Origin of the sequence: Eubacterium callanderi (genome assembly GCF_900142645.1) — a bacterium.
GTDB lineage: Bacteria > Bacillota > Clostridia > Eubacteriales > Eubacteriaceae > Eubacterium > Eubacterium callanderi.
In genome coordinates, this window is the sequence record NZ_FRBP01000004.1 from 187,861 (window position 1) to 210,970 (window position 23,110).

Here is a 23,110-nt window from a genome sequence, read left to right on the forward strand (position 1 = left end):
ATACAATTATGCCAAAAGTTGCAGTTATTATGGGCAGCGACTCGGATTTTGATGTTGTTAAAAAATGCCTGATCGCTTTGGAAAAATTTGATATTGAATATGACGCTGAGGTAATTTCAGCACACAGAAATCCGGACAAGATTTTTTCATATGTCCGTTCTGCCGAAGAAAACGGCATTGAGCTGATCATTGGCGCTGCCGGTAAAGCAGCTCATTTACCGGGTGTTATGGCAGGGCTTACCCCGCTTCCGGTTATTGGTATCCCTATTCAGACCTCTTTCCAGGGCGGCCTGGATTCCTTACTGTCCATCGTGCAGATGCCATCCGGTGTACCGGTTGCCACTGTTGCGGTAAACGGCGCTGAAAATGCCGGTATCCTGGCAGCCCAGATGCTTTCCATCAAGTATCCTGAAATCCGTGAAAAGATGAAAGCCTACAAAGAAACACTGGATGAAGAAGTAGCGGCTAAGAATGAAAAGCTTCAGGCTAAGATTAATGGTTAATTCATTATTTCAAATATAGAAAGAGGTATTTAAAATGCAGAAATTAGAACAGTTATACGAAGGCAAGGCAAAAAAAGTTTTTAAAACAGAAGATCCGGACCAGTTTATCATCGAATACAAGGATGATGCGACCGCAGGAAATGGCGAAAAAAAAGGCACCATTGTGGGCAAGGGCGTCATCAACAATAAAATGACTGCCACCATTTTCAAAATGCTCGAAGAAAAGGGTATCCCGACACATTTCATCGAACTGCTGTCAGACAATGAACAGCTGGTTAAGGCTGTTACCATCTTCCCACTGGAAGTGATCATCCGCAACACCGCTGCCGGTTCCATCTGCAAGCGCCTTCCATTTGAAGAAGGACAGGCTCTCGAAGCCCCAATCTTTGAATTCTGCTATAAGAATGACGACTACGGCGATCCAGTCATCAACGACAATCATGCCACTGCCCTGAAGCTGGCAACCCAGGAAGAGCTGGACGCTATCCGCGAAATGACCATGAAGATCAATGAGATTTTGAAAGCATACTTCCTGGAAAAGGGCATTAACCTGATCGACTTCAAGATTGAGTTTGGTAAAACCAACGACGGACAGATTGTTCTGGCCGACGAAATCTCACCGGATACCTGCCGTTTCTGGGATGTAAACACCGGAGAAAAACTGGATAAGGACCGTTTCAGACGTGACCTCGGCGGTATTGAAGAAGCTTACGAAGAAATGTTAAAGAGAGTCAACGGCTAATCGCCCGTACTCATTACGATTTGTCAACAGACTGTACGGAGCTGGCGCAAAACAGCGCCTGCTCCAAAGAAATATTTACGGAATACGGTATAGAGTGTGTTTCAATGGATGACAGCATGATTCCATTTTTGGAGGAAGAACGAATCAATGAGAGAAGACAAATTTCATGACGAATGTGGCGTCGTAGGTGTGTATTGTAAGAGTCGTGAGACAAACTGCGCTTCTTATATCTATTATGGCTTGTATGCGCTTCAGCACAGGGGGCAGGAGAGTGCGGGCATCTCGGTTAACCGTGATGGCAGGATCACAACCCATAAGGATCTCGGCCTTGTGGCAGATGTCTTTAAGGGGAATGTCCTGAAATCCATGAAGGGGAACCTGGGAATCGGCCATGTGCGCTATTCGACCTCAGGCGAGGGCGGCGTGACCAACGCCCAGCCGTTAACGGTCAGCCTGAAATCGACCCAGATTGCTCTGGCTCACAATGGCAACCTGGTAAACGATAAGGCCCTGAGGGATATGCTGGAGGATTCCGGCGTTGTTTTCCAGACCACCATCGACACAGAGGTCATGGTTGATATTCTGGCAAGGGGCCTGCGCCACGGCGTGATTGAGGCCATCCAGCGTATGGTCGAGATCATCAAGGGTGGTTTTGCGCTGGTGATCACACTGGAGGATAAGCTCATCGGTGTCCGCGACCCATACGGCCTGCGTCCGATCTGCCTTGGCAAAAAAGATGACATGTACATGCTCGCTTCTGAGAGCTGTGCCATCGACGCCATTGGCGGCGAGCTGATTCGCGACCTGAACCCGGGTGAAATTGTCGTCATTGATGAAAATGGTATTCAGAGCTATGGGCAGAATAACTGGGCCAGCAAGAGAGCCTGTATTTTTGAGCAGATTTACTTTGCGCGTCCCGACTCTGTCATGGAAGGGCGCAGTGTTTACCAGGCCCGCCATACCGCTGGGCGTATCCTGGCCAGGGAAAGCCCTGTGGAGGCAGATGTGGTGATCGGTGTACCGGATTCCGGTATTCCGGCAGCCATCGGATACGCGGAGGAATCAGGCATTCCCTATGGCATGGGCCTGATTAAAAATAAATACAGCGGGCGGACCTTTATCCAGCCCAACCAGAAGCTGCGTGAAGAAGGCGTGCGTCTGAAGCTGAATCCGCTGAGAGATACCATTGAGGGTAAGCGGGTAGTCATTATTGACGACTCCATCGTAAGGGGGACAACCTCCAAACGGCTTGTTGAAATATTGAGAAGCGGCGGCGCAAAGGAAGTGCATTTCCGCGTGACCAGTCCGCCGGTATCCCATACCTGTCATTTTGGCATTGATACCCCAAAACGTAAATATTTGATCGGCGCCAAGAAATCGGTGGAAGAAATCCGCGGGATTCTGGGTGCGGACTCACTGGCCTATATCAGCCTCGACGGCTTAAACGAATCCGTCGGAGGCGGCACAGAGTACTGCCGGGCCTGTTTTGACGGCGACTACCCCATGGAAGTCCCTGTCTTAAAAAAAGATGATTAAAAGGAGAGAAAAGATGGCACAAACAGATGCTTACAAGGCAGCAGGCGTAGATGTCGAGGCTGGTTATGAATCTGTCAAGTTAATGAAAGCAGACGTTCAAAGAACGTTTAACCAATATGTTTTATCTCATTTAGGAGGCTTCGGCGGTTTGATCGAGCTGCCCGAGGGCTACAAGAAGCCCGTCCTGGTTTCCGGTACCGACGGCGTCGGCACCAAGCTGATGATTGCCTTCATGATGGATAAGCATGATACCATCGGTATTGACGCGGTGGCTATGTGTGTGAATGATATTTTATGCCAGGGGGCAAAACCTTTGTTTTTCCTGGATTACATTGCCTGCGGCAAAAATTATCCGGAAAAAATCGCGCAGATTGTAAGCGGTGTGGCTGAGGGCTGTGTCCAGGGCGGCATGGCGCTGATCGGCGGCGAGACCGCTGAAATGCCGGATATGTACAGTCTGGATGACTATGACCTGGCCGGCTTTGCCGTTGGCGTTGTCGAAAAGGATGAAATCATCACAGGTCAGAGCATCGCGGAAGGGGACGTTCTGGTCGGCCTGCCGTCCTCCGGCGTTCACAGCAATGGCTTTTCACTGGTGCGCAAGCTGCTTTTTAAGGACCTGAAGATGGATGTCCATACGAAGGTTGACGAGCTGGGCGGCACCCTGGGTGAAGCGCTGCTCACCCCGACCCGTATCTATGTCAAGGCCGTTGAGGATCTGCTTGCACCTTACGGCGTTAAAGGCATGAGCCACGTTACCGGCGGCGGCTTCTACGAAAACATTCCGAGAATGATTCCGGAGGGCCTGTGTGCCAAGGTGGACACCGCTGCCATCGATACCCTGCCAATCTTCAAGTTTATTCAGGAAGCGGGCAATATCACAGATGAAGCCATGTACTCTACCTTTAACATGGGAATCGGACTGGTTTCCGCATTGCCGGCGGATCAGGCGGACGGCTTTGTGCAGGCCTTAAAGGATAAGGGTGAAAAGCCTGTGGTTCTTGGCGAAGTGGTCAGGGGCGACGAAAAGATTATATTATGACAAAAATAGGCGTACTGGTGAGCGGCGGAGGGACAAACCTCCAGGCCGTCATCGACAGGGTTCATCATAAATCGGGCGAAATCGCCGTTGTCATTGCCAACAACGCGGAAGCCTATGGTCTGACAAGAGCGCAGAACAGCGGGATACCAACTGCTGTGGTGCTGGAAAAGGATTTTGAGGATTACGACGCCTTCAATGCCGAGATTATCCGAACCTTAAAGGATAAAGGCGTTGAGCTGGTCGTGCTGGCAGGCTACATGAAGATCATTACCCCGGCCTTTGTGGAAGCCTACCCCAATAAGATTGTCAATATCCACCCAGCCCTGATCCCATCCTTCTGCGGTGAGGGATATTATGGGCTGCATGTGCATGAGGCGGTCATTGACTACGGCGTTAAGGTCACGGGCGCAACGGTTCATTTTGTCAATGAGGAGGCGGACGCAGGCCCGATCATCGCTCAGAAAACCGTTGAGGTTGCGGACGATGACACACCGGAATCCATTCAGAAAAAGGTGCTTGAAATTGAGCACACACTGCTGCCCTGGGTGGTGGAGCAGTACTGTCTGGGCCACATAACCGTGGAGGGCAGAAAAACAAAGATAACCAGCGAACAATAGGGTTTGCTGCGGTTTAAATAAAACGATCAAAAACTTGGAGGAGAAACTATGAGAGCTTTAATCAGTGTATCAGACAAAACGGGTATTGTTGAATTCGCACAGAAGCTGGCCGGTATGGGCTGGGAAATTTTGTCCACCGGCGGTACCGCAAAAGCCCTGCGTGAAGCGGGTGTGGATGTTATCGGCGTTTCCGACGTAACAGGCTTTCCGGAATGCCTGGATGGCCGCGTCAAGACCCTGCATCCCAAGATTCACGGCGGTATCTTAAATATCCGTGATAATGAAGACCATCAGAGACAGATCAAAGAACTGGGCATCACACCCATCGACCTGCTGGTCATCAACCTGTATCCTTTCAAAAACACCATCTTGAAGGAAGGGGTTGCCTTTGAGGACTGCATTGAAAATATTGATATCGGCGGACCGACCATGCTGCGTTCAGCTGCCAAAAACTTTAACGACGTTACGGTTGTCGTAGACCCGGAAGATTACGACGTTGTATTAAACGAACTGGAAAAGGACGGCGCTACCAGCTATGACACCCGTTACCGTCTGGCGTTAAAGGTTTTTGAAACCACTGCGGCCTATGATACCATGATCTCAGATTTCCTCAGAAAGCGTGTCGGCGGTGATGTTTTAAAAGATACCGTCACCATGACCTACGAAAAAGTGCAGGATCTCCGCTACGGCGAAAATCCGCACCAGAAGGCGGCGTTCTACAAGGAAATCGGCGTGACCAGGGGTGCTCTGACAGCTGCTGAACAGCTTCAGGGCAAGGAATTATCCTACAATAATATCAACGACACCAACGGTGCCCTTGAAATCCTGAAGGAATACACTGACGAACCGACCATCGTTGCGGTTAAGCATGCAAATCCCTGTGGTGTGGCCAGTGCCGAAACCATTTCAGAAGCCTACAGAAAGGCCTATGAAGCGGACCCAACCTCCATTTTCGGCGGAATCATCGCGTCAAACCGTGAGATTGACGCGGATACGGCAAAACAGATGGTTGAAATCTTCCTGGAAGTCATTGTAGCGCCAGCTTATACCGACGAAGCTCTGGAAGTGCTGAGCACCAAGGAAAACCTCCGTGTGCTCAAGCTGGACGATATTCTGTACAGCGAACCAGGCTATGAAACCAAAAAAGTACTTGGCGGCCTGTTAATCCAGGAACGTGATACCAAAGATTATGAAAAGCTGGAGGTAGTCACAGACCGCAAGCCTACCGACAAGGAAATGGAAGACCTGCTCTTTGCCTGGAAGGCTGTTAAGAATACCAAATCCAACGCCATCACCCTGGCCAAGGATAAATGTATGGTCGCCAACGGACCAGGACAGGTTAACCGGATCTGGCCGCTGGAAAACTGCATTGAACACGGCGGGGAAAAGGTAAAGGGTGCTGTGCTGGCATCGGACGCTTTCTTCCCGTTTGACGACTGCGCTACCGCAGCGGCCAAGGCAGGCATTACAGCCATTATCCAGCCGGGCGGCGCAGGACGCGACGCAGACTCCATCAAGGTCTGTAATGAAAACGGCATTGCCATGGTATTTACAGGCATGCGCCACTTTAAACACAGCTAAGCTCAGAGGAGAAACGACATGAAAGTATTAGTAATCGGCTCGGGTGGACGTGAGCATGTGCTCACCTGGAAAATTGCCCAGAGCCCAAAGGTAGATAAAATTTACTGTGCCCCCGGAAACGGAGGCATGGCCAAAATTGCCGAGTGTGTTGACCTTTCGGTGGAAGATATTGACGGCTGCGTAAAATTTGCCAGAGAAAAAGGCATTGACCTGACCGTTGTGGGCCCTGAGGTGCCGCTGGTAATGGGGATGACCGACGCCTTTGAGAAAGAGGGCATGCGGGTGTTTGGCCCCAACGCAAAATGTGCGGAGTTTGAAGGGAGCAAGGCCTTCACCAAGGATTTTCTCCTGCGCCACAACATTCCGACAGCCGCCTACAAGGAGTATACCGATCTCAATGAGATCATGAAAGATATCGGCGTTTACGGATTTCCGATGGTTATCAAGGCCGATGGACTGGCAGCCGGCAAGGGTGTGCTGATCGTAGAAAACGAGCAGGAAGCCAAAGACGGCATTAACATGATCATGGCTGACCATGAATTTGGCGCTGCTGGTGACAAGGTTGTCGTTGAGGAATTTCTGACTGGCCGCGAAGCCTCCATGCTGTGCTTTGTCGATGGCAATGTCATTGTGCCTATGGAAAGCGCCCAGGATTATAAGCGTGCCTACGATAACGATGAAGGCCTGAACACAGGCGGTATGGGTACCTATTCTCCTAACGTTTTGTTTGATAACGCGGTGCTGAACAAGCGCATTGAAGAAACCATTCTGACACCGATTATTGAGGGTTTCAAAGCAGATGGTATGGACTTTAAAGGGATTCTTTTCATTGGTCTGATGATCGAAAATGATATGCCCAAGGTTCTGGAATTTAATGTCCGCTTTGGCGACCCGGAAGCCCAGAGCGTGCTCATGCGCATGGACAGCGATCTGGTGGACATTATGGAAGCCTGTATTGACGGCAAGCTTGCAGACTGTGACATTAAGTGGAAGGATGAAGCCGCAGTGACGGTGGTTCTTGCCTCCGGCGGATACCCGGGACCTTACGAAAAAGGTCTTGAAATCACCGGGATTGAGGATGTGGAAGGCTGCGAAGTATTCCATGCCGGAACGGCTCTCAAGGATGGCAGGCTGGTAACCGCCGGCGGGCGCGTCCTCTGTGTTTCCGCTCTGGGTGAAGACCGTGAGGCAGCGAGAGCCAAGGTTTACAGCCAGGTAGATAAAATTAAGTTTGACGGTGCACGCTACCGGACAGATATTGCAAAAATGGACTGATGACAGTATAATAAAGGCACGCAATGATATTTGCGTGCCTTTTTCTGAATAATCTGGAGGAGAATAACGTGTGGAATAAATTAAAAAAGAATATTGCACTTGGAATATTTATCGCTGTTTTGGGTGCAGTGGTCGGAGCCATTGTCTGGTTTCTGCTGTGGCTGATGAATCTGGGCATTGACTTTTTCTGGACCTGGCTGCCCGGAAAATTTAATATCCCAGTCTATAATCTGGTGATCTGCGGCGTCGGCGGGCTGCTTGTGGGGCTTTTGCAGACAAAGTTCGGCCCCTGTCCCAGTGAGGCTCAGTGAAGACATGGCGGCCATCAAACAGGGCAAACGCCTGCCCTACGATAATCTGCCGGTCATCGCAGTCTGTGCGCTGGTACCCCTCATTTTTGGCGGAAGCCTCGGGCCCGAAGCCGGGCTGACCGGTGTGATCGCCGGACTGTGCTATTGGCTGGCTGACCGGTTTAAGTATGCCTATGAGGAAGTGGAAGATCTGGCGCAGGTCGGGATCGCTGCGACACTGGGTGTTATCTTTCACGCCCCTCTCTTTGGTTTTGTAAATCAGGTTGAGGACGAAAAGGGTGGGCAGGCCATCCCCAAAAATTCAAAGATTTTATTGTATTTTATCGCGATTTTTGCTGGTTTTGGTGTATACATTCTGCTTTCAGGATTGTTTGGCGGCGGTATGGGGCTTGGCCGTTTTGGACACATCACCATCGGGCGCAATGAGCTTCTGGCAATGCTGCCCCTTGCCCTTGTGGGTGCGCTCTGCGGCATTCTGTATTTTTATTTTGCCAAGGGTGTCAAGGTGGTAACCGCTCCTCTTGAAAAACACAAGGTATTTCTGGGAATTATCGGCGGTTTGGTTTTAGGCGGTGTTGGAATGCTGCTGCCCTTTACCATGTTTGCGGGCGAACATCAGATGGGTGAAATGATGGAAATCTGGCAGACCCTGCCCATATGGCTGCTGTTTTTAACAGGAATTGTCAAGCTTTTAATGATCAATATCTGTATCGGCACTGGCTGGCGCGGCGGGAATATTTTTCCCATTATCTTTTCAGCGGTCTGTATAGGCTATGGCTTTGCCGCCCTTTTTCCAATGGTCGACGCGACCTTCTGCGTGGCTGTGGTAACAGCAGCAGTGGCTGGCGCTATTATGCGCAAGCCCATTGCCGTTGTCATGCTCCTGATCATCTGCTTTCCAGTGGATGCCATTATCCCCATGTGTGTCGGCGCTATCATCGCGGCGTCCATTCCTCTGCCCAAGCGATTCCGGCAGATGACTGACGCCCAGGGAGAATAAAAGAACCCATAAAAAACACTCCGCTTTTGCAGAAAAGGGAGTGTTTTTTATGGGTTTGTATTATTCGCTTCTTTTACGTTTGATCAGGGCAATCACACCGATGAGAATCCCGCCGCCAGCAAATAAGCCGATGATGGAAGGAATCATCCAGGCTGGAACATCCCCGTTCATCAGGGCAGCCTGACGGATACTGGTATCCGGGTTGGTGCCTGTAACAGTGGCGGCCAGCTTCTTAATAATATTGCCGTCTCCGCTGCCACCGTCATTGTAGGTCTGGGTGGTGCCAGCGCCTTCGTTTGAATCCAGTGCTTTCACTTCGATTTCGCAGGTTGCGGTCTTGCCATTGGCTGTTGTTGCGGTAACGGATGCGGTGCCTTCTTTGATGGCCGTAACCTTGCCGTTTTCATCAACCGTTACGATGCTTGGGTCACTGGAACTCCAGGTAACATCGGCATTGGTGACATTCGCAGGTTTGACAGTTGCTTTTAAAGTGGTGCTGGCATCCGGCTGAATTTTCAGATAGTCATTGGACAGCTTGACATCCGTTGCGGCTACCGGGGTTTTGACAGCTGCGTAGTAGCTGAAATGTGGTGCTTCGAAGGATACGGTTTTGCTGTCTTTGTCTGCTACAGCATTGTCAACAACATTTACTTCATCCTTACTGTCATCAAAATGAACGATTTTGATATCGCCATTATCCTTGTATTTTTCATTCAGATCAAGCTCGACAGAAACAGTCCCGCCTTCTGGCTGTTTTTCTTCATTTGTGGTTTTATCAATGGCTTTGATATCCATGATTTCCAGAATTTCGGCTTCCGGGTCCAGTTTGTTCTTTACAGCCTGATCCGCCTTATTTTTAACTTCATCGCTGACGGATGAAACCTTTAATTCCGCATCTGGCAGAACCTTGCTGTCTGCGGAGACCTTTACCTGGGTGCCATCCACATCCGCAGTTGTTTCGACTTTTTCAGGCTGAGGCGATGGTTCTGGAGTCGGCTGAGGGGTTGGCTCAGGCGTTGGCGCTGCAGTTGGCTGAGGTGTCGGTTCAGGTGTTGGCGCTGCAGTCGGCTGAGGTGTCGGTTCAGGTGTTGGCGCTGCAGTCGGCTGAGGTGTCGGTTCAGGGGTTGGCGCTGCAGTCGGCTGAGGTGTCGGTTCAGGGGTTGGCGCTGCAGTCGGCTGAGGTGTCGGTTCAGGGGTTGGTTCTGGAGTCGGCTGAGGGGTTGGTTCAGGGGTTGGCTCTGGAGTCGGCTGAGGGGTTGGTTCTGGTTCTGCATTGTCTAACAGATAAATATAACCCAAGAAATTGCCGCCCATGCTGTTGGCATTGTCATAGTCCATATAAAAATCACGATAGCTCCAGCCAGAGTTGGAAGTGACAACCTCATTGCCATTGACTTCCTCAACAACAGCCACATGGCCGCACCAGCCATTGGTTATTGAGCCGTCCCATACGGCAATGGCGCCTACAGCAGGTTCAGACCCATAGGCAAAACCGCCGCGGCCTTCGTCGTAAAGCTCTTTATTATCAGACCAGAAATACTTTGCATTGCTTCTGAAGCTTCCCCATCCGTTTGGATTGCTGTCCACCTGTTTATTTGGAAGCGGATAGCCCAGAATTTCGTAAGCACGGCCCCAGGCGTAGTAGGTACAATTACCTCCCGTCAAAGGGTTTAACTCAAACGGATTTCCACTGGACTGGCTGTAAGGATAAGAATAATAGTCCGGTTTTTCAGTCCTTGGTGAGAATTCCGCAGCCTTTACGGTCGGTGCAAATTGCAGCGAATAGGCAAACAATAGGCAGACGCATAAAAGCGAAGGAACAAATTTGTGAATAAATTTTTTCATGCTGTGATTCTCCTTCTGAAATGATTTCGTTAAGCATAATAATGTAAAATAGTGAAGATCAGTTAACTGCTGTTAGAAAATATTATACCTTATTTCATACCGTATTTCCTTAAAATGTAACGAATTCTTAAAGAAGAAAATCCAATTGTAACGGAATTGCAAACAAAAAATATAGTTGTTGATTTTTAAGTTTTCAATAAAAGGCGCTTGTTAAAACAAAAGTTAATTCTAAAAGTAGAATGCCTAATTTTCCTGTGACCGGAGGATTTTATTGTGATAAACGATAAAACCGCAGAGGGCAGTGAGAATACCAGTAGCAATAATGATCAGCCGGACGTCAACCATATCCGCCAATGGGCCAAAGACTGTCATGCCGATCGGAAAGGCTGTGGCGGCCATAATCTGGACAAGGCTGAAAACACGGCCCTGCATGGCTTCCTCCACCCGTTCCTGAAGCAGGACGGTGATGGGCGCGGTGATAAAGGGAACAGTTAACCCCACAAAGAGCATAAACCCTAAAAAGACAGGAAAAACTGGTGAGAGTCCAAGCCCCAGGCAGAAGACGCCGCACAGGGTACTAAAGACCATAATGGTGGTTACACGGCTCTTAAAGCCGCCCCAGGCGGCAATGACGAGGCCGCCGATCATGGCGCCGACACTGTAGATGACTTCGTTGGCAGTCAGATACCATACCTCCCCGCCAAAGGTTCTGGCTATGAGAAGGGGGGTCAAAAAGGCGGTGGGTGTCACTAAAAACATGAGCAGCGCATAAAAAACAAGCAGCACCTTGATGAAAGAATGCCGGTAAGCGTAAAGAATGCCGGTTTTTAAATCGGAAACAGTGCCCGTGTCCTTGGCAGACTCAGCCCGTTTGTGGGGTGGGATTTTGAGAATGGACAGCAGGGAAATGCCAATGATGGCAGTGACAACATCAATGAAAAAGGTCGATTCCACAGACACTGTGGCCAGCAGGGCGCCACTGACCGCCGGAGCCACAATCATGGTCATGTTCTGGAGGCTTCCGTTAAAGCCGGTCACACGCATAAGCATGCTTTTGGGCGTGATCTGCGGAATGAGCGCGTTGACGGTGGGGGTCTGGATACCAGTGCCTACCGAGCGGATAGCGGATACCAGGAAGATAATCCATAACTCCCGGTAGCCCACGAAAAAGCTGAAGGCCAGCCCCAGTGTGGAAAGGGCGACCAGAGCATCGGCGCAGATAATCAGGTGTTTCCGGTTATAGCGGTCCGCCCACACGCCGGCAAAGAGGGAGATCAGTACCTGCGGAATAAAGGTGACAAGTGTGGAAATGGTCAGCATAAGCCCTGAGGAGGTGGTCAGTGTGACATACCAGATGATGGCATACTGGGTGAGAGAAGAGCCGAGAAGGGAAACGGTCTGGCTGGTTAAAAAAAGGATGATCCGTTTTTTCCAATCTTTATCGCGGGTACTGGCTTGCTGGTTCATTGGTTCCTCCTGAGGGCTTGCTGCCCGTTAGTTTAAGGTAATAAAATCCCGAATGACTGGATTTTTCGAGGCTTTAAAGGCTTTGACACTGCCGTTAAAGAGGAGCCTTCCGGAATCCATAAAGCTCAGGGAGTCACAGATGCGGTAGGCCTGGCTTGGATTGTGGGTGATGATGATAACGGTCAGTCCGGCTTCACGGTTTCTTTTAATCAGTGCAGCTTCAATAATTTTCAGGCTCTGAGGGTCAATGTTGGCGGTGGGCTCATCCAGAAGCAGGGTATCTGGTGAAAAGGACAGCGCACGGGCCAGGGCTGTTTTCTGGGATTCGCCGCCGGAAAGCTTTTTGGCGTTCTGCTTTGCGATCTCCTCGATTTTAAATTCCCGCAGCAGCCCCTCGACGATGGGGGCGGCGGCAGCTTTTCCGTACTTGCGTATCTTCAGGGGATAAGCGATGTTGTCATAGACCGACATGGCGAAAAGGTAGGGGGTGTGGCTGGCGTAGGTCAGCTTTTTCAGCACAGTTTCATCACCAGGGAGGCCATTGTAAGTGATGACGCCGCTGGTGGGGGCGAGAAGCCCGGCGACAGATTTCATCAGGGTGGTTTTTCCTGAGCCGTTAGGTCCTAAAATTCCGTGGATTTTTCCGGATTCAAGACGCAGGCTGTCCAGTGACAGGACGGTTTTTCCGTGATAAGTCTTGGTGAGTTTTTCAATCGCGATTTGCATAAGGGTCTCCTACCATATATTTGTACAGGATCGAATTCGTGACAAAAGAGATGACCAGCAGAATAATGCCCATGGCGATGGAAACAGCGTATTCACCCATGTTATTGTTCATGGCAATAAAGGTGGTCATGACCCGTGTATAGTTTTTTATATTGCCGCCCACGATCATCACAGCACCGACCTCGGATACAGCCCGCCCGAAACCGGTGACCAGAGCGATCATGATGCTGGCCTTAAGCTCCCGGATCAGCAGGAAGAGAATATCCCGGCCGCCTGCCCCAAGGGTTTTACCCATGGTTACCACAACCTGGCCGTTGACAGTGGTGTCGTTAAACACAATGCCCATGATAATAGGCGTAACGAGGATCACCTGGGCGATGATCATGGCAGTGGGCGTGTACATGAGCTTTAAATGCCCTAACGGACCGGAGCGGGCGAGCACCAGTGAGGTGAACAGTCCAATGATGACCGGCGGAAAAGACATAAAAGTGTAAAGCAGCCGGGATACGATCCGCTTTCCCCTGAATTCCTTGATGCCGAGCAGGATGCCCAGTGGCACGCCGAGAACAGTGGAATAAATGGTGGAGGAGAAGGATACATACAAGGAAAGCCCGACAATCTGGTAAATTTCCGGGTCGCCGGAGATCAGAAGATGGAAGGCCTCAATGAAGCCATTGATAATATAATCCATAGGAAACCTCGTCAGTCTGTCAATTCAAAATCAGCGCCCGAAAAAACGGACGCTGACAAATTCTAAATTCAGTTAATGCTTATTTGCTGGCGTTTGGTACAAAGGTTGGTTCGCCGTTGATTTTATAATCAGCGATGGCCTTTTGCGCTTCGTCGCTTAAAATCCATTCCTGGAATTTTTTGGCGCCGTCGGTGTTCAGCTCAGCACTGACCTTGTCAGGGTTGACGACAATGACTCCGTACTGGTTATACAGGTTATCATCCTTTTCGACAACAACTTCAAGATCCAGATTATCCTTCATATTTAACCAGGTAGCGCGGTCAGACAGGGTATAGGCTAATTTTTCATTGGCCATTTTCAGGGTGTCGCCCATGCCAGAGCCGGATTCGATGTACCAGGGCTGTCCTGCAGGGGTAACGCCTGCTTTTTCCCACAGGCCCAGCTCCTTGGTATGGGTACCGGATTTGTCGCCTCTGGATACAAATTCAGACTGGGTTTCAGCAATGGTCTGGAAGGCTTTTACCGCGTCGTTTGGAGCGACTTCCTTCAGTTTTGCCGGGTCATCCTTACTGCCCAGAACAATGAAGTCATTGTACATAACGTCAAAACGTTCGATGCCATAGCCTTCCTTGACAAAATCCTCTTCCTGAGATTTTGCATGAACCAGAAGCACATCGGCTTCTCCGTTTTTGCCCATTTCAATGGCTTTACCCGTTCCGACGGCCACAACCTTTACGGCAATGCCGGTTTCCTCTTCAAACTTGGGCAGGAGCACATCAAGCAAACCGCTGTCCTGTGTGCTGGTGGTGGTGGCCATAATAATTTCACCGTTGGAGCCTGGCTCCAGCTTTTCGGTTTTAGCAGTATTGTTGTTGCTGCTGCATCCTGCCAGGCCGATGACCATGGTCATCGTCAACAGCGCGGCCAGAACCAGTGTTAATTTTTTTTTCATTTCTCTTCCTCCTTGATAATGAAAATTAAATATATAAAAGAATAATCTTCTATACCATTATAATTTGCGAGGAGGAAATAAACGCAGTGCGCACGTTTATCATCTATCCTTCTCACAATGGAAAGCACAGCCGTTTCCCGCTGCACTCTGACGATTTTGAATCCATGGATTGACTTTAGGATAAAAAATTCGGATAGATAAATCTTTAAAACGATTTCGATATGACTATTTTAACAGAAAATGGCGAAGAATTCAAGCGGCAGTACTAATTGACAAGGGCTGTCAGGCGTGCTAGGATTAATCTGTCAGAAAAACACAGGGATTAGAACAATATTGAGGAGTAAAAAATGAAGGAAATACATATTTGTATTGGCAGTGCCTGCCATGTCAAGGGTTCCTATCAGGTGGTACAGCGCTTCAAGGAGCTGGTGGCTGAACGGGGCCTCGAAAATGAAGTGGAGCTGATGGGTACCTTCTGTCTGGACGCCTGCAGCGACGGGGTGGCTGTCAAGGTTGACGATCATATTTATACGGTTAAGCCAGAGGGCGTTGACCAGCTGTTTGACCAGATAATGGAGGGAAATAATGGGTGTCATTAATTTTACCAGGGCGAGCTGCCGGAATTGTTATAAATGTATTCGATACTGTCCGGTAAAGGCCATTAAACTGATGGATAATCAGGCTCAGATCGTTGAGGATCTGTGCATTGGCTGCGGTAACTGTTTTCGGATTTGTCCCCAGAATGCCAAATATGTGGCCAGCGATGTGGACAGCATCAGGCAGTGGCTGGAGGAGGGACCGGTGGTTCTGAGTTTGGCGCCGTCCTTTCCCGCCGGGTTTAATACGGAAGACCCGCTGCAGGTACTGGGCGGGCTGCGGGCTCTGGGATTTACAGTGATTGAGGAGACTGCTATTGGGGCAGAGCAGGTCTCAAAATACTATGCCAAGGATTACTGGGGCACAAAACGCCATGTGATCACAACCTCCTGCCCGACGGTTAACATGATGATCGAAAAATATTATCCCGATGTGGTGGAATACCTGAGTGAGGTGGTATCTCCCATGACCGCTCACGGTATGATGCTGAAGGAAAGGTATCCCAACGCGAAAGTTGTGTTCGCAGGGCCCTGCATCTCAAAGAAGATGGAAGCCGTCGACGCTGCCAGTCCGATCATCGACGGCGTGCTGACCTTTGATGAGCTGGATGTGTGGTTTAAGGAAGAAGGGATTAATGTAGCCGATATGCCAGCAGGCAGCTTTGACGCGACGGGCTGTAACGTGGCGCGCTTCTATCCGCTGGCCGGAGGTGTGGAAAAGACCAGTGTACCAGGTGTGCAGGGCGTCCGGCGGGTCATAAAAATTGACGGCCTCAAAAACTGCCGTGACTTTCTGGATGATATCGGTAAGCTGGAGGGCCAGTACTGGATCGAAATGAACGCCTGCGTCGAGGGCTGTGTCAACGGCCCGGGTAATACCCACAGCCCTCTGGTCAAGTATGAGCGGATCGAGCGCGTGACAGATTACATTAATAATAATGCCCGGAAGGACCCGGAAACACCGGAGCAGGCACCAGATTTCAGCCGTGGCTTCGCTGTTGAGAAAAAGGACCCCTTTGCGGGTGTGCCGGAGGAAGCCATTGAAGAAATTCTGCGGCAGACAGGAAAATTCACCCCGAAAGACGAGCTGAACTGCGGTACCTGCGGTTATGACAGCTGCCGTGAAAAAGCCGCGGCGGTTTACTGCGGCATGGCAGAGCTGGACATGTGCCTGCCTTTTATGCGCAACCGCAACGAGGCCATCTCCAATTTAATTATCGCGTCGACGCCAAACGCCATCGCGGTGCTGGACAAGGATTTCAGGATCGTTGATTTTAACGGGGCAGCCGAAAAGCTGTTCAAGACCGCCAAAACCGATGTGCTGCACAAAAATTTCGTTGAAGTCTTTGACTACAACCCGTTCAAAAAGCTGGACAATGTCGAGGGCAATTATTACAGCGGACGGGGACTTTACGCCCGCGGCAATATCCATTTTATGGAAATTCTGACCTATATCCCGGGACAGAAGATGTACATGGGAATATTTGTGGACATCTCCAGAGAGATCAAAAAAGAACGGGCATATCAGAAGATGCAGGAAGAAACCCTGGATATGGCCCAGAAGGTCATCGACAAGCAGATGCGCGTCGCCCATGAAATCGCAGAGCTGCTGGGTGAAACCACTGCCGAGACCAAAGTTACGCTGACCCGGCTGCAAAAGGTTGTAGGAACAAGAGAGGAAGAGGAATAATGGCTTTTTTTGTCGATATTGCCCATGACAGCATCAATAAGCACCACCAGGAGCTGTGCGGCGATAATGTGGAAATCCGCATCAACGATGAGAGCGTGATCGTTGTTCTGGCCGACGGGCTTGGAAGCGGTGTGAAAGCCAATATCCTGGCGACCATGACCTCCACCATTGCGGCGACCATGCTGGAGGACAAGATGTCGCTCAAGGATGTGGTGGAAACGCTGGAGGCCACCCTCCCGGTCTGCCAGGTCCGGAAGCTGGCTTACTCGACCTTTACCATCGTCCAGGTTTACTGGAAAACCCGGCGGCTTTATATCGTTGAGTTTGACAACCCGCCCATTGTCTATATCCGGGACGGGGAAATTTTAGAGCTGGAACGCCATCCCATCGAGTTCCAGGGCAAACAGATCTACGAAACCACCATGAAAATTGAGGAGAATGATGTTCTTGGCTTTTTCAGTGACGGTGTGATCCACGCCGGGGTGGGAACCCTGCTCAATTTCGGATGGCAGTGGGAGGACGCGGCCGACTATCTTCTGGCACGCACCTATGATGAGAAAATGGTCACCTCAAAGGATATCTCCATGCGGATGATCGAGACCTGCAATGACCTTTACGGCGGCGAGCCCGGCGACGACACAACAGTTGTGGTGATGAAGGCCGAGGAGCACCAGTATGTGACGCTGTTTTCAGGGCCGCCCCTGGACCGGACCAAGGACCAGATGATCCGAGAGATTCTGGATGAAGCCAAGGGCACAAAGGTGGTATGCGGCGGCACCGCCAGCAATATTGTGTCCCGGGAGTACGATGAGAAAATCGATATTGATCTTGACACCATGTCGGAACGGGTACCGCCAGTTGGCCGTATGAAGTCCATTGACCTCGTAACCGAAGGGGTGCTGACCATCCAGGAAACTGTCAATATCATTGAGGATTATATCCACAAGCGCCGGGGGCATGAAGTCTTTGAGGGAAACAACGGCGCGTCCATTCTGGCAGATCTGCTGGTAAACCACTGCACCCATCTGGATCTGATTCTGGGCAATTCCATCAACCCGGCCCACCAGAACCCGGATTTCCCCGATGCGCTCAGCTCAAAGTGGAAGATCACCCAGCGCCTTATCAATTTGCTCAAGGAGCTCAACAAATCCATCAATATTGTGTACGTGTAAACAGCCGGCCTGCGGGCCGGCTTGTTTAAGTTGTACTTAAGCGGTAAAATATAAACTTCTAACATAGCATTGATTCTTGACACTAAATTCAAAAAAGTATAAAATAGACTTTATAATGAGTGTCTAAAAAAACAATAATAACAAAATATTTACTTTAGGGAGGTGAATGTTATAGACATATTAACTATATGCTTAATCGTTGGTATAGTCATTGCCTTTGGCGTTGGGTATTTTATCCGCAAAAACGTCGCTGAGGGCAAGATAAATAGTGCTGAAGAAACAGCCAAGAAAATCGTAAACGATGCAGTCAAAGAGGGCGAAGCCCAAAAGAAGGAAATGCTGTTTAACGCCAAGGAGGAATCCTTAGCCTTAAAAGAAGCGATTGAAAAAGATAACCGCGAGAGACGCGCCGAGCTCCAGAAAACGGAAAACCGTTTGATCCAGAAGGAAGAAAACCTGGACAAAAAGGCGGCAAATCTCGAGCGCAATGAGGACAAGCTCGAAAGAAAAAACAAAGAGCTTGATAAGAAACAGGAAAAGCTGGACAGCCTCTATGAAGAACAGGTCAGGGAACTGGAACGTATTTCAGGCATGACCTTTGAGGAAGCAAAACAGATTTTACTGGATGATGTTGCCAAGGAAACCCGCGCCGAAGCGGCGGTAATGATCCGCCAGATCGAGGCTGAATCCAAAGCGACAGCAGACAAAAAGGCCAAGGAGCTGATTGCGCAGTCCATTCAACGCTGCGCGGCAGACCATGTGGCAGAAAATACCATTACTGTGGTCAACCTGCCAAATGATGAAATGAAAGGCCGTATTATTGGCCGTGAAGGCCGTAACATTCGTACACTGGAAACCCTGACGGGCATAGACCTGATCATTGATGACACACCGGAAGCCGTTATTCTTTCCGGTTTTGATCCGATCCGGCGTGAAGTAGCCCGTTTGTCACTGGAAAAACTGATTATTGACGGACGAATCCATCCAGCAAGAATTGAAGAGATTGTAAAAAAATCTCAAAAAGAAATGGATGCTCAGATCAAGGAAGTTGGAGAACAGGCCTGTTTTGACACAGGTATCCACGGATTACATCCCGAAGTTGTCAAGCTGTTAGGACGTCTGAAATACCGTACCAGCTACGGCCAGAACGTGCTCAAGCATTCCATTGAGGTTGCCCACCTGGCTGGCCTGATGGCCGCTGAACTGGACGCCAACGTTAAAATTGCAAAACGCGCAGGCCTGCTGCACGATATCGGCAAAGCCATCGACCATGAGGTTGAAGGAAACCATGTCGAAATCGGCGTAAACCTGCTGAAGAAATACAAGGAAAACAAAAATGTGATCCACGCGGTAGAGGCCCATCACGGCGATGTGGAAGCCACAACCATTGAGGCTGTGCTTGTGCAGGCTGCTGACGCCATCTCAGCCGCAAGACCCGGCGCAAGGAGAGAAACACTTGTCTCCTACGTACAGCGGCTGGAAGAGCTGGAAAAAATCGCCACCTCCTTTGATGGTGTCGAAAAATCCTTTGCGATTCAGGCTGGGCGCGAAGTGCGCATAATGGTTAAGCCAGACTCTGTCAATGATGACGACATGATGATGCTGTCCCGCGATATTGCCAAGAAGATTGAATCTGAAATGGAATACCCGGGAAATATCAAGGTCAACGTCATCCGTGAAACCAGAGCCGTGGAGTATGCCAAGTAACGCAGATGACGAAAAAGCCATCCTGCAAGGGATAGAAAGGCTTTTGAGGAATCTGTGATCCGATTAAAAATAATAAAAGGGGAGGGGCAAAGCCCCTTCCCTTTTATTTATTCATGAAAAGAAGACTGGAGTAACGATGAAAATATTAATGATTGGCGATGTGGTCAGCCGGCCGGGGAGAACCGTGCTCAAGGAACAGCTGGACAGCCTGATCGAGGAATATCAGATTGATTTTACCATTGTCAATGGCGAGAACGCTTCCGGCGGAAACGGCATTACTGAAAAAAACGCCAGGGAGCTGTTTAACCTGCCCATTGATGTCATGACCATGGGCAATCACGTCTGGCAGCAAAAAGAAATGGTCAATTATATTGAGAAATTTCCAAGGATTATAAGACCGCTCAACTATCCGGCTCCCTGCCCGGGCAAGGGCTATGATTTTTTTGAGCACAGCGGCAAAACCATCTGTGTGATGAACCTGTCCGGACAGATCTTTATGCCGGAGCTGGATTCCCCCTTTAACCTGTTCAGCCGCGTATGGCCGGAAATTGAGGGCAAATTTGACCTTTTGATTGTGGATTTCCACGCTGAGGCCACCTCAGAAAAGATCGCCTTTGGGTATTATCTGGACGGAAAAGCCTCCATTGTGGTGGGAACCCATACCCATGTGCAGACTGCGGATGAGCGGATTTTGCCCGGCGGAACCGCCTATATTACCGATTTGGGCATGACAGGCCCTTTAAATGGGGTTATCGGTGTGGAAAAAGACATTATTATAGGTAATATGGTGACCAAACGGCCAGAGCGTTTTGTCATCGAAAAAGCCCGCCCCTGGCAGATCAATGGGATCGTGGTTGAGGTTGACGACATGACAAACCAGCCGGTTAAAATTGAACGGATATACCGGATTTATGAGGAGTAGACAATGAGAGCAAGAGTAGCAGAAAAAGTAGAAAACTGTATTGATTCCCTGACACTGAGCCTGTCGGAAAAGGCAAAGGCTTTTCGCGAAGCAGGTGAATCCGTTGTGAGCTTTGGAACCGGAGAACCCGATTTCACCACGCCGGAGTACATCTGTGACGGCGCCAAGGCCGCCATCGACGCCGGACATACCAAATATGACGCAGTGACAGGAGTAGCGGCGCTGCGCAATGCCATCGCCAAAAAACTGAGGGAGGATAACGGCCTGAGCTATGGCATGGATGAGATCATTGTTAACAGCGGCGCCAAAAGCAGCCTCTCAGTGGCCTTACAGACCATTCTGAACCCGGGAGATGAGGTTATTATTCCCAAGCCCTACTGGGTCAGCTATACAGAAATGGTCAAGCTGGCAGGCGGTGTGCCCGTAGTGGTAGATACAGACCCTGAAAATGCCTTTAAAATGACCGCAGAGCAGATGAAAGCAGCCATTACAGATAAAACCAAAGCCATGATGCTTAACACGCCTGTAAACCCCACAGGGGTATTATACAGCCGTGAAGAGCTCCAGGCGCTTGCAGATGTGGCAGTAGCGGCAGATATTCTGGTGATAGCCGATGAAATCTATGAGGAATTTGTCTATGACGGCAACAAAATGGTCAGTATTGCTTCTTTGGGAGAAGCGATCAAAAATAACACTATTCTGGTCAACGGCTTTTCAAAAACCTATGCCATGACAGGCTGGCGGCTGGGTTACGCCGCAGCGCCCGCGGACATTATCGCAGGCATGAAGCGGATTCAGGGGCATACGATTTCCCACCCCTCGACCATTACCCAGTACGCAGGGATCACTGCGCTTGAGGAAAAGGGTGAGGTGGTGAATGAGATTATCCGTATTTTTGATGAGCGCCGCAGGGGAATGATGGCCCGTCTGGACAAAATCTCACAGCTCAGCTATATCTACCCCCAGAGTACTTTTTATATTTTTGTAGACATCAGCCAGGTTATCGAGGATAATAGATACGGAATTGCGTCCGGATACGAATTTTCACAAAGGCTGCTGAACGAGCAGAAGGTCGTTACCATACCAGGTGAGGCCTTTGGTGTTACCGAGCATATCCGTTTATCCTTTGCCACTTCGATGGAAGAGATTGAAGAAGGATTTAACCGGATTGAAGCGTTTTTAGCATCGGCATGCCCTGCATGACCGCATTAATATATAAATAGGAGAAAGAGAGTAAGAAGATGAAAGAATTTTACGAGAGTCCACTGATTGAACGCTATGCGTCCAAGGAAGTCTGCCGGATTTTTTCTGCCGATAACAAGTTTTCAACCTGGCGTAAGCTTTGGGTTGCTCTGGCAGAAGCTGAACAGGAGCTGGGACTGCCCATCACCGACGAACAGATTGAGGAGCTGAAATCCAAGATTTATGATATTGACTATGAAACAGCTGCCAGAGAAGAAAAAATCCTGCGCCATGATGTGATGGCCCATGTGCACACCTATGGGGAGCAATGCCCCAAAGCGAAGGGGATTATCCATTTAGGCGCTACCAGCGCGTATGTGGGGGATAACACAGACATTATCACCTATACGGAGGGCCTGGTACACATCCGCAAATGCCTGCTGAACCTTATCAGCGCTCTGTCGAAATTCGCGCTGGAATACAAGGACCTGCCGACCCTGGGCTTTACCCATTTTCAGCCTGCACAGCTGACCACTGTGGGCAAGCGCGCCAGTCTCTGGATACAGGACCTGATGATTGACCTGGAAGATCTGGACCATCTCATCAGCATCGTGCGCCTGCGCGGCGCCAAAGGCACCACCGGCACCCAGGCCAGCTTTATGGACTTATTTGAAAATGATCAGGAAAAGGTAAAGCAGATCGACAGGCTGGTAGCTGAAAAAATGGGCTTTAAGGCAACCTATGCCGTCACAGGACAGACCTATCCCCGTAAATTTGACAGCCAGGTTCTGGCAGTGCTCAGCGGTATTGCCCAGAGCCTGAGTAAGTTTGCCACAGACATTCGTTTGCTCCAGCACCTGAAGGAAGTGGAAGAGCCCTTTGAGAAAACACAGATTGGCTCGTCAGCCATGGCCTACAAGAGAAACCCCATGCGTTCCGAGCGTATCTGTTCACTGGCGCGCTACATCATTGTCGATTCTCTGAACCCGGCCATTACGGCGGCTACCCAATGGTTTGAAAGAACGCTGGACGATTCTGCCAACAAGCGTATTTCCGTGCCAGAGGCATTCCTGGCGGCGGACTCCATTATTTCCATCGCCATCAATATTTCCGAAAATCTGGTGGTTTATCCAAAGGTGATCCATCAGCATATCATGAATGAGCTGCCCTTCATGGCTACCGAAAATATTATCATGGAAGGCGTGAAAAACGGCGGAGACCGTCAGGATCTCCATGAGAAAATCCGGGTGCTCTCCATGGAAGCCGGGGCGACTGTCAAGGTTGAGGGCAAGCCCAATGACCTTATCGAACGCATTGTGGCGGACGGTACCTTTGGGATTAAAGAAGAGGACATCGAAAGCATTCTCGATCCTTCTTTATATATTGGCCGCGCGCCGCAGCAGGTGGTGGACTTTATTGAGGAAGAGGTACAGCCTGTACTGGATGCCAACAAGGACCTGCTTACCATGACTGAAATTGACTTGAAGGTTTGAAACCCCAAAACAGAGCTGCCGCAGCAGGCAGCTCTGTTTCGTCAAATTGTACACTGCGTA

General features: G+C 49.8%; 21 protein-coding genes and 1 riboswitch. Of the genes, 16 read left to right on the forward strand and 5 right to left on the reverse strand.

All coding sequences use genetic code 11. The annotated features are described in order from the left end of the window. The first annotated feature begins 8 nt into the window (after nt 1-8). The 9 genes from purE (at nt 9) to BUC22_RS06475 (ending at nt 8,607) form a co-directional block, all read left to right on the forward strand. Nucleotides 9-503, forward strand: coding sequence for a 5-(carboxyamino)imidazole ribonucleotide mutase (purE, locus tag BUC22_RS06440; protein ID WP_013379507.1), 495 nt, complete (start codon nt 9-11; stop codon nt 501-503). A gap of 34 nt (nt 504-537) precedes the next feature. Continuing rightward, nucleotides 538-1,245: a phosphoribosylaminoimidazolesuccinocarboxamide synthase gene (purC, locus tag BUC22_RS06445; protein WP_013379508.1), complete on the forward strand. Its 708-nt coding sequence runs from the start codon at nt 538-540 to the stop codon at nt 1,243-1,245. A gap of 147 nt (nt 1,246-1,392) precedes the next feature. Continuing rightward, nucleotides 1,393-2,781, forward strand: a complete 1,389-nt coding sequence (gene purF, locus BUC22_RS06450; RefSeq protein ID WP_038350727.1) for an amidophosphoribosyltransferase — start codon at nt 1,393-1,395, stop codon at nt 2,779-2,781. Nucleotides 2,782-2,794: 13 nt separating this feature from the next. Next, a complete protein-coding gene (purM, locus tag BUC22_RS06455; protein WP_013379511.1) occupies nt 2,795-3,823 on the forward strand; it encodes a phosphoribosylformylglycinamidine cyclo-ligase in 1,029 nt (342 codons plus the stop codon). Beyond that, on the forward strand, nt 3,820-4,440 hold the full coding sequence (purN, locus tag BUC22_RS06460) for a phosphoribosylglycinamide formyltransferase (protein WP_013379512.1): 621 nt from the start codon (nt 3,820-3,822) through the stop codon (nt 4,438-4,440). The genes purM and purN overlap by 4 nt, the downstream gene beginning before the upstream one ends. Before the next feature lie 48 nt (nt 4,441-4,488). Further along, nucleotides 4,489-6,021, forward strand: a complete 1,533-nt coding sequence (purH, locus tag BUC22_RS06465) for a bifunctional phosphoribosylaminoimidazolecarboxamide formyltransferase/IMP cyclohydrolase (RefSeq protein ID WP_013379513.1) — start codon at nt 4,489-4,491, stop codon at nt 6,019-6,021. An 18-nt stretch (nt 6,022-6,039) separates the two neighbouring features. Further along, a complete protein-coding gene (purD, locus tag BUC22_RS06470) occupies nt 6,040-7,296 on the forward strand; it encodes a phosphoribosylamine--glycine ligase (protein WP_013379514.1) in 1,257 nt (418 codons plus the stop codon). Between the two features lie 68 nt (nt 7,297-7,364). After that, a complete protein-coding gene (locus BUC22_RS22260) occupies nt 7,365-7,607 on the forward strand; it encodes a hypothetical protein (protein ID WP_242946555.1) in 243 nt (80 codons plus the stop codon). A gap of 4 nt (nt 7,608-7,611) precedes the next feature. Beyond that, nucleotides 7,612-8,607, forward strand: a complete 996-nt coding sequence (locus tag BUC22_RS06475) for a chloride channel protein (protein WP_242946556.1) — start codon at nt 7,612-7,614, stop codon at nt 8,605-8,607. A 60-nt stretch (nt 8,608-8,667) separates the two neighbouring features. On the opposite strand, the gene BUC22_RS22605 is transcribed toward BUC22_RS06475, so the two are convergent. The 5 genes from BUC22_RS22605 to BUC22_RS06510 form a co-directional block, all read right to left on the reverse strand. Beyond that, nucleotides 8,668-10,452, reverse strand: coding sequence for an Ig-like domain-containing protein (locus tag BUC22_RS22605; RefSeq protein WP_083591109.1), 1,785 nt, complete (start codon nt 10,450-10,452; stop codon nt 8,668-8,670). A 243-nt stretch (nt 10,453-10,695) separates the two neighbouring features. Further along, entirely contained in the window at nt 10,696-11,919 is a 1,224-nt protein-coding gene (locus tag BUC22_RS06495) for an MFS transporter (RefSeq protein ID WP_013379517.1), read from the reverse strand. Between the two features lie 27 nt (nt 11,920-11,946). Further along, nucleotides 11,947-12,645, reverse strand: a complete 699-nt coding sequence (locus tag BUC22_RS06500; protein ID WP_013379518.1) for an ABC transporter ATP-binding protein — start codon at nt 12,643-12,645, stop codon at nt 11,947-11,949. Beyond that, nucleotides 12,629-13,336, reverse strand: coding sequence for an ABC transporter permease (locus BUC22_RS06505; protein WP_013379519.1), 708 nt, complete (start codon nt 13,334-13,336; stop codon nt 12,629-12,631). Before BUC22_RS06505 ends, BUC22_RS06500 begins: the two co-directional genes overlap by 17 nt. A 79-nt stretch (nt 13,337-13,415) precedes the next feature. After that, nucleotides 13,416-14,288, reverse strand: a complete 873-nt coding sequence (locus BUC22_RS06510) for an ABC transporter substrate-binding protein (RefSeq protein WP_013379520.1) — start codon at nt 14,286-14,288, stop codon at nt 13,416-13,418. 89 nt (nt 14,289-14,377) lie between these two features. Further along, a riboswitch (molybdenum cofactor riboswitch) is annotated at nt 14,378-14,495 on the reverse strand. A 140-nt stretch (nt 14,496-14,635) separates the two neighbouring features. On the opposite strand from BUC22_RS06510, the gene BUC22_RS06515 reads away from it, so the two are divergent. From BUC22_RS06515 to purB, 7 genes are all read left to right on the forward strand, one after another. Beyond that, entirely contained in the window at nt 14,636-14,887 is a 252-nt protein-coding gene (locus tag BUC22_RS06515) for a (2Fe-2S) ferredoxin domain-containing protein (protein WP_013379522.1), read from the forward strand. Further along, nucleotides 14,874-16,574 carry a [Fe-Fe] hydrogenase large subunit C-terminal domain-containing protein gene (locus BUC22_RS06520; protein WP_013379523.1) on the forward strand — a complete coding sequence of 567 codons (1,701 nt, stop codon included), beginning with the start codon at nt 14,874-14,876 and terminating at the stop codon, nt 16,572-16,574. The genes BUC22_RS06515 and BUC22_RS06520 overlap by 14 nt, the downstream gene beginning before the upstream one ends. Further along, complete coding sequence (locus BUC22_RS06525; RefSeq protein ID WP_013379524.1) at nt 16,574-17,746, forward strand: PP2C family protein-serine/threonine phosphatase; 1,173 nt, start codon at nt 16,574-16,576, stop codon at nt 17,744-17,746. Before BUC22_RS06520 ends, BUC22_RS06525 begins: the two co-directional genes overlap by 1 nt. Nucleotides 17,747-17,908: 162 nt before the next feature. Further along, nucleotides 17,909-19,453 (forward strand): ribonuclease Y, encoded by a 1,545-nt coding sequence (gene rny / locus BUC22_RS06530; protein WP_013379525.1) that lies wholly within the window; start codon nt 17,909-17,911, stop codon nt 19,451-19,453. A gap of 136 nt (nt 19,454-19,589) precedes the next feature. Beyond that, complete coding sequence (locus BUC22_RS06535; protein ID WP_013379526.1) at nt 19,590-20,375, forward strand: TIGR00282 family metallophosphoesterase; 786 nt, start codon at nt 19,590-19,592, stop codon at nt 20,373-20,375. A gap of 3 nt (nt 20,376-20,378) precedes the next feature. After that, nucleotides 20,379-21,578: a pyridoxal phosphate-dependent aminotransferase gene (locus tag BUC22_RS06540; RefSeq protein ID WP_013379527.1), complete on the forward strand. Its 1,200-nt coding sequence runs from the start codon at nt 20,379-20,381 to the stop codon at nt 21,576-21,578. 38 nt (nt 21,579-21,616) lie between these two features. Next, nucleotides 21,617-23,050, forward strand: coding sequence for an adenylosuccinate lyase (purB, locus tag BUC22_RS06545; RefSeq protein WP_013379528.1), 1,434 nt, complete (start codon nt 21,617-21,619; stop codon nt 23,048-23,050). Nucleotides 23,051-23,110 lie beyond the last annotated feature (60 nt).

What these genes read in the sequence shown, in the direction of transcription:
- purD (WP_013379514.1), top strand. Translation starts at nt 6,040, where the DNA reads ATGAAAGTATTAGTAATCGGCTCGGGTGGACGTGAGCATGTGCTCACC.
- BUC22_RS06520 (WP_013379523.1), top strand. Translation starts at nt 14,874, where the DNA reads ATGGGTGTCATTAATTTTACCAGGGCGAGCTGCCGGAATTGTTATAAA.
- BUC22_RS06500 (WP_013379518.1), bottom strand. Translation starts at nt 12,645, where the DNA reads ATGCAAATCGCGATTGAAAAACTCACCAAGACTTATCACGGAAAAACC.
- BUC22_RS06495 (WP_013379517.1), bottom strand. Translation starts at nt 11,919, where the DNA reads ATGAACCAGCAAGCCAGTACCCGCGATAAAGATTGGAAAAAACGGATC.
- purN (WP_013379512.1), top strand. Translation starts at nt 3,820, where the DNA reads ATGACAAAAATAGGCGTACTGGTGAGCGGCGGAGGGACAAACCTCCAG.
- purM (WP_013379511.1), top strand. Translation starts at nt 2,795, where the DNA reads ATGGCACAAACAGATGCTTACAAGGCAGCAGGCGTAGATGTCGAGGCT.
- BUC22_RS06535 (WP_013379526.1), top strand. Translation starts at nt 19,590, where the DNA reads ATGAAAATATTAATGATTGGCGATGTGGTCAGCCGGCCGGGGAGAACC.
- BUC22_RS06505 (WP_013379519.1), bottom strand. Translation starts at nt 13,336, where the DNA reads ATGGATTATATTATCAATGGCTTCATTGAGGCCTTCCATCTTCTGATC.
- BUC22_RS06510 (WP_013379520.1), bottom strand. Translation starts at nt 14,288, where the DNA reads ATGAAAAAAAAATTAACACTGGTTCTGGCCGCGCTGTTGACGATGACC.
- BUC22_RS06525 (WP_013379524.1), top strand. Translation starts at nt 16,574, where the DNA reads ATGGCTTTTTTTGTCGATATTGCCCATGACAGCATCAATAAGCACCAC.
- purH (WP_013379513.1), top strand. Translation starts at nt 4,489, where the DNA reads ATGAGAGCTTTAATCAGTGTATCAGACAAAACGGGTATTGTTGAATTC.
- purF (WP_038350727.1), top strand. Translation starts at nt 1,393, where the DNA reads ATGAGAGAAGACAAATTTCATGACGAATGTGGCGTCGTAGGTGTGTAT.
- purC (WP_013379508.1), top strand. Translation starts at nt 538, where the DNA reads ATGCAGAAATTAGAACAGTTATACGAAGGCAAGGCAAAAAAAGTTTTT.
- BUC22_RS06475 (WP_242946556.1), top strand. Translation starts at nt 7,612, where the DNA reads ATGGCGGCCATCAAACAGGGCAAACGCCTGCCCTACGATAATCTGCCG.
- BUC22_RS22605 (WP_083591109.1), bottom strand. Translation starts at nt 10,452, where the DNA reads ATGAAAAAATTTATTCACAAATTTGTTCCTTCGCTTTTATGCGTCTGC.
- BUC22_RS06515 (WP_013379522.1), top strand. Translation starts at nt 14,636, where the DNA reads ATGAAGGAAATACATATTTGTATTGGCAGTGCCTGCCATGTCAAGGGT.
- purB (WP_013379528.1), top strand. Translation starts at nt 21,617, where the DNA reads ATGAAAGAATTTTACGAGAGTCCACTGATTGAACGCTATGCGTCCAAG.
- purE (WP_013379507.1), top strand. Translation starts at nt 9, where the DNA reads ATGCCAAAAGTTGCAGTTATTATGGGCAGCGACTCGGATTTTGATGTT.
- BUC22_RS06540 (WP_013379527.1), top strand. Translation starts at nt 20,379, where the DNA reads ATGAGAGCAAGAGTAGCAGAAAAAGTAGAAAACTGTATTGATTCCCTG.